This is a genomic window from Microbulbifer sp. (assembly GCF_036563125.1).
Lineage (GTDB): Bacteria > Pseudomonadota > Gammaproteobacteria > Pseudomonadales > Cellvibrionaceae > Microbulbifer.
On record NZ_DATCMV010000111.1, the window covers coordinates 36981 to 42980 of the forward strand.

At 58.0% G+C, this 6000-nt stretch carries 7 protein-coding genes; 2 read left to right on the top strand and 5 right to left on the bottom strand.

Translation table 11 applies throughout. From position 1 onward, the window contains the following. Nucleotides 1-192: 192 nt before the first annotated feature. Nucleotides 193-828, bottom strand: a complete 636-nt coding sequence (locus VIL80_RS08805; RefSeq protein WP_332035740.1) for a TetR/AcrR family transcriptional regulator — start codon at nt 826-828, stop codon at nt 193-195. Nucleotides 829-1058: 230 nt separating this feature from the next. Here VIL80_RS08805 and VIL80_RS08810 point away from each other — a divergent pair, with 230 nt between their 5' ends. After that, entirely contained in the window at nt 1059-1331 is a 273-nt protein-coding gene (locus tag VIL80_RS08810) for a YMGG-like glycine zipper-containing protein (RefSeq protein WP_332035741.1), read from the top strand. Nucleotides 1332-1373: 42 nt separating this feature from the next. On the opposite strand, the gene VIL80_RS08815 is transcribed toward VIL80_RS08810, so the two are convergent. Beyond that, the gene (locus tag VIL80_RS08815) at nt 1374-1589 is read right to left on the bottom strand and encodes a DUF3820 family protein (protein WP_332035742.1); all 216 of its coding nucleotides are present in this window, start codon (nt 1587-1589) and stop codon (nt 1374-1376) included. Nucleotides 1590-1804: 215 nt separating this feature from the next. On the opposite strand from VIL80_RS08815, the gene VIL80_RS08820 reads away from it, so the two are divergent. Next, nucleotides 1805-4102, top strand: coding sequence for a S46 family peptidase (locus tag VIL80_RS08820; protein WP_332035743.1), 2298 nt, complete (start codon nt 1805-1807; stop codon nt 4100-4102). A gap of 73 nt (nt 4103-4175) precedes the next feature. On the opposite strand, the gene VIL80_RS08825 is transcribed toward VIL80_RS08820, so the two are convergent. The 3 genes from VIL80_RS08825 to dcd all read right to left on the bottom strand — a co-directional run. Beyond that, a complete protein-coding gene (locus tag VIL80_RS08825; protein ID WP_318954837.1) occupies nt 4176-4361 on the bottom strand; it encodes a hypothetical protein in 186 nt (61 codons plus the stop codon). Between the two features lie 9 nt (nt 4362-4370). After that, the gene (locus VIL80_RS08830; RefSeq protein ID WP_332035744.1) at nt 4371-5567 is read right to left on the bottom strand and encodes a BaiN/RdsA family NAD(P)/FAD-dependent oxidoreductase; all 1197 of its coding nucleotides are present in this window, start codon (nt 5565-5567) and stop codon (nt 4371-4373) included. A gap of 13 nt (nt 5568-5580) precedes the next feature. Then, nucleotides 5581-6000 (bottom strand): dCTP deaminase (gene dcd, locus VIL80_RS08835; protein ID WP_332035745.1); only part of this gene is annotated, 420 nt, incomplete at its 5' end.

Sequence of the window (6000 nt, forward strand, 5' to 3'; positions counted from 1 at the left end):
CCGCCCCAATTCGGTTATCCGGATTCCATTTCTGCCGACGGACCCGATCTGCTCCGCGGGTAAACCCCAAAAATGGAATCGGAATACGAATTCCGATACCGAAAGATTACTCCCCGCTCCCACCTTGTGCAAGTGGGATTCACCCACCACAGATGAAATTAACGCCAATTAAGGAAAGAGTTGCTAACGTGTTTAACGCGGACCGCGCAGATAGCCGAGCAGCAAGCGGGCGATTTCCTGGCGCAGGGATTCTGCCGGTAACCCGCCCAGGGTGCCGGTGACCGTGTGCTGGTTCAGTGCCCCCAGCACCATATGGACCCCGGTGGCCACCGCTTGGCGGGGATTGTCGTGCAGCACCTGGTCCAGGAACGGCTCCAAACAGTCGCAGGCGGTTGTGGATATGTGGGTATTGAGCTGGTGCACCCGGTCGCGGAAGGCGGCACTGCGGGAAGCGCGCAGAATGACCGCGCGGAGCACGCCGCGGCGTCCGGTATAGACGTCGATATAGGTATCCGTGAGCAGCCGCACTCCCTCGCCGAGATCGCGACAATTTACCCCGGCGCCCCGCAGCGATGCGGTGGCATCCGCAAGCCGCTGCATGAATCGCTGCAGCAGCAGCAGCGAGAGTGTGTCCTTGTCTCCCAGCAACCGGTAAAACGTCCCCACGGATGATTCAGCCCGGCTGGCGATTTCCGCCACGCTGGCTTCTTCGAACTGGTTGGTGGCCAGCAGTTCTTCCCCGGCCATCAGCAACCGCTCCAGGGCCTGCCGGCTGCGCACCTGGCTCGGCTCCGGCACCTGTACAAGCGTGAGATCAGGTTGCGACATAGCTTTTTTTCATCCTTCTCGGCGACGGTTCGGCTTTATTCTCAAGACCGGCTAGGGCGAGCTTACCCCATCGCTGCCGCACGACATACGCCTAATCTCTGCCGAAGAGATTTTTGTGGTGGCAAAAACACGACCATACACTGGCTCCGACCAGCGTCAGTCCATCAGGCTGAAGATAGACCGAAGGTCATTCTCGCTGATCCTCAAATGAGCGAAGTTAAGGGGTATTTATGCAGATGCAATCAATCAAGCGCTTGGGGCTGGTGACCGTGCTCACAACCAGCGTGATCGGTGCGGGCTGTGCCTCCATGAGTGATACCGATCGCCGTGTAGGTACCGGCATCGGTATAGGCGCGGTAACCGGCGCACTGATCTCCGGTGGTCGGCCCGGCGGTACCGCCGCGGGTGCAGTACTCGGTGGTGTCGGCGGCTGGCTCTATGACCGCGACAAGAAAAGACGCTACTACTACGACAGTCGCGGTCGCCGCGTTTACGAACGCTAACCCTCAAGTAGTTTATTCAGCAGTGGGCCCGCTATAACGGGCTCACTGTGCTTTAAGCGGCTTGATCAGCCCGTCCAGACCCTCAATCTTTATTTCCAGTGTCATCGCCATCAGATGCCCCAACCTGCCGTTGGGAAAGCCCTTCTTGGCAAACCACAACAGATACTCTTCCGGCAGGTCGATCAGGGGGCGGCCGGCGTATTTGCCGAATGGCATGGGCGTGCGGGCGATATCCAGTAAATCCTGTTTTTCGAACATCGCCGTCTCCCGTTTTCAATAACAACATCAACTACCTGATTCGCCACACATTCTACACTGTGGGCTGACTTATCCCGATGGATGCACCACTGATCTCAGCGAGGATTCTTACTTCTCTGATTCTGTGGCAGCATCTGGGCCACGTGGCCGCAGATAGTGGCCGTATGATTTTTAAACTCTGCATTTTAAATCCTGCGTACAGTCAAGGAATCACAGTGATAGACAACAAGTTCATACATAAAGCGGGGCTGGCTCTCACCATCGCCCTGCTGACCGCCTGCGGCAAGCCCGCGGACAACAGCAATACGTCCACCAACAGTGCACCTGCGGCGACGGAAAGCACCGCCGCCAGCACCTCGGACAATGTATCCACCGAAGGTATGTGGATGCCGCGCCAGTTGCCTGAACTGGGCGACAAGTTGAAAAGCTTGGGCCTGGAGCTGGATCCGAAGACCATGACGGATCTCACCCAGTTCCCGATGAATGCGGTGGTAAGCCTCGGCGGCTGCTCCGCGTCCTTCGTTTCGCCACAGGGCCTGGTGGCCACCAACCACCACTGCGCCTACGGCTCCATTTCCTACAACTCCACCGAAGACAATGACCTGCTGACCAACGGCTTCCTCGCCAAAACCCTGGGCGAAGAACTGCCAGCGGCCCCCGGTTCACGTATCTATGTCACCGTGGACATGAACGAAGTCACCGACAAGATCAACAGCAAGCTCAGCGACGACATGGACGGAGCCACCCGCTTCAAGGCCATTGAAGATGCGGAGAAAGCGCTGGTCGCAGACTGTGAATCGGATCCGGGCCACCGCTGTGAGGTGTACAGCTATTACGGCGGCGCCAGCTATTACCTGATCAAGCAGCTGGCGATTCGCGATGTGCGCCTGGTGCATGCACCGGCCTCCTCCATCGGCAAGTTCGGCGGCGACATCGACAACTGGATGTGGCCCCGCCACACCGGCGACTACTCCTTCCTGCGCGCCTATGTGAGCCCGGAAGGCAAGCCCGCGGACTTCTCCAAAGAAAACGTGCCCTACAAGCCAAAACATTTCCTGAAGGTTGCCACCAAGGGACCGGATGAGGGTGATTTTGTAATGGTCGCCGGCTACCCCGGCAGCACCAACCGCTACCGCACTGCGGAAGAAGTTAGCAACAACTTCAGCTGGTACTACCCCACCATGCAGAAGGTGCTGGCGGAATGGTCCGAGGTGATTGGCAAGGCCACCGAAAACAACAAGGATGCCGCGCTCAAATACGCGAGCCTGGTTGCCGGTCTCAACAACTATTCCAAAAACTTCACCGGTATGATGGAGGGCTACAACCGCAGCGATCTGCTCGCCCGCAAACAGCAGCTGGAAAAGGACCTGCAGGCATGGATTGAAGCCAATCCGGAAGCCAGCAAAAAATACGCTTCCGTGATCAGTGATCTACAGAAACTGGTCAGTGAGCAACAGTCCACCCAGGAGCGCGACCTGCTGCTCGGTTACATGAACCGCTCTGCTATGTTGAGCACCGCACAGCGCCTGTACCGCCTGAGCCTGGAAAAGCAGAAGCCGAACATGGAGCGCGAGCCCGGCTATCAAGAGCGCGACATGACCCGCTTTACCGAGAGCCTGCAACGCATCGAGCGCAACTTCGAACCGACGGTGGACCAGGCCATCTGGACCTACTTTATCGAGCGTTACAACGCGCTGCCGCAGGATCAGCACCTGGAGAGTTTCGACAGCTATTTCGCTGGCGACCTGAGTGGTGATGCGCTGCAGCAGAAGCTCGCGGCCATGTACGAAAAAACCGGCCTCACCGATACCAAAACCCGTCTGGCGTGGATGGAAAAGTCACCGGAAGAATTCCGTGCGAGCGACGATCCGTTCATCAAGCTGGCAGTAGCCACCTATGACGACCGCTTTGCGATCGAGCAGAAAGACAAGGCAATGGATGGCAAGTTCGCGGAGGTACGTCCGAAATACATGGACCTGCTGATCGCGTACTACAACGAGCAGGGTAAACCGGTGTACCCGGATGCCAACAGCTCCCTGCGCCTCACTTACGGTCTGGTGAAAGGCTATACACCGCCCGCCGGCACCATCAAGGGCCCCGCCGATGGCAACGATGGCAAAGACCGCTTTGTGCCCTTTACCACCCTGCGCGGTATCGAAGCCAAGTACACCGGTGAAGATCCGTTCGATGCTCCCCAGGCCCTGCTGGATGCCATCAAGAACAAGGACTACGGTCGCTTCTTCAAAGAGAGCCTGGACTCGGTGCCGGTAAACTTCCTGAGTACCGTGGACATCACCGGCGGCAATTCCGGCTCCGCCACCATGAACGGCAAGGGCGAGCTGATCGGCCTGGTGTTCGATGGCACCTACGACAGCATCAATGCCGACTGGGACTTCAACGACAACACCCGCGCGATCCATGTGGATGTTGCCTACATGCTGTGGGTGATGGAGAAGGTGGACCACGCGGATAACCTGCTGGAAGAGATGGGAGTTGCGGCGCCGAAGCAATAATTCAGCGCACTACTCAAATCACATCCTGAAATAAAAAAGCCGGCAATTCTGCCGGCTTTTTTACATCTGCTTTTTACAGCAGTTCTGTCTTGGTTTTCCCACAGCGCTGACAACAATACTCCGTTACCAGCCTTCCCTGCTTCACATCAAACTTGCGTTCGGTCACGACTTTCCATTTGTGGAAACCGTCGCGACAAAGGCTGCTGCCCTTGTGTTTTTCCCAGGCCGTCTTGCGTTTGAATGGCAGTATGTCACCCATGTTTTTTCCTCACACTTCGCCGCCGGCCGCGTGGGCGGAAGCCCAGGCCCACTGAAAATTGAAACCGCCGAGCCAACCGGTCACATCGAGCACCTCGCCGACAAAATACAGTCCCGGCTGTTTCATGCTCTCCATACTGCGCGATGAAACCTCGTCGGTATTCACCCCGCCGAGGGTCACTTCCGCGGTGCGGTAGCCTTCGGTACCCTCGGGAATCAGGGTCCAGGTCTGCAGTTTTTTGCCCACCTCACGCAGCTCGCTGTCAGCGTACTGCTTCAGCGGTTTGCTCTGCAGGCCATTCCTGTGCAGGAAAAACTGCACCAGTTTTTTGCTCCAGAACTCCGCCAGTAGCGTATGCAGAAAACTCTCAGGTTTTGCACCGCGCTGTTCCACAAGCCACTCGGGCAAATCCAGCCCGGGCACCAGGTCAAACTCCACCGGCATGCCCTCTTTCCAGTGGCTGGAAATCTGCAATACCGAGGGACCGGAGAGCCCCTTGTGGGTAAACAGCATCTGCTCGTGGAAACTGCCTTCACCACAACTGGCGGTGACCGCCAGCGAGGTCCCCGGCAACTCCTGCTGCCGCTCCAGAGAACGCTTGTTCAGGGTAAAGGGCACCAGCGCCGCGCGGGTTGGCACGATACTGTGGCCGAACTGACGGGCTATGTCATAGCCAAATCCGGTCGCGCCCATGGTGGGGATCGACAGTCCGCCGGTGGCGATCACCAGGGATTCACACACCACTTTTCCAAGGGACGTGTGCACCTCAAACCCCTTCGGCTCCATCGGTTCAATGCGCTGGATCTCACAACGGGTGCGGATCTGCGCCTTTGCCTCGCGGCACTCTGTCAGCAGCAGGTCGACAATATCCCGGGACTTGTTGTCGCAGAACAGCTGGCCGAGGGTTTTCTCGTGGTAGGGAATTCCGTGCTTTTCCACCAGGGCGATAAAGTCCCACTGGGTATAGCGGGCCAGGGCGGATTTACAGAAGTGGGGATTTTCGCTGTAGAAGTTGTCCGGCGCCGTGTACAAATTGGTGAAGTTGCAGCGGCCGCCGCCGGACATCAGGATTTTTTTGCCGACCTTGTTGGCGTGGTCCAGCACCAGCACACTGCGGCCGCGCTTCCCCGCCACCGAAGCACACATCAGGCCGGCGGCGCCGGCGCCGATGATGAGCACATCGGCTTGGGAGGGGAAGTCTGTCATAGGTTTTGTTACATCAGGTCCGCGGCAGGGTCACGCCACGCTGGCCCTGGTACTTGCCGCCGCGATCCTTGTAGGACACTTCACAGATCTCATCGGACTCGAAGAACAGCATCTGCGCCACGCCTTCATTGGCGTAGATCTTCGCCGGCAGGTTGGTGGTGTTGGAAAATTCCAGGGTCACATGTCCTTCCCACTCCGGCTCCAGCGGGGTCACGTTGACGATGATGCCGCAGCGCGCATAGGTGGACTTGCCCAGGCAGATGGTCAGCACCGAGCGTGGGATACGGAAGTACTCCACGGTGCGGGCGAGCGCGAAGGAGTTCGGCGGAATAATGCAGTAGTCGCCTTCCACATCCACAAAGCTGTCCTGGTCGAACGCTTTCGGGTCAACGGTGGCGGAGTGCACGTTGGTGAAAATCTTGAACTCGTTGGC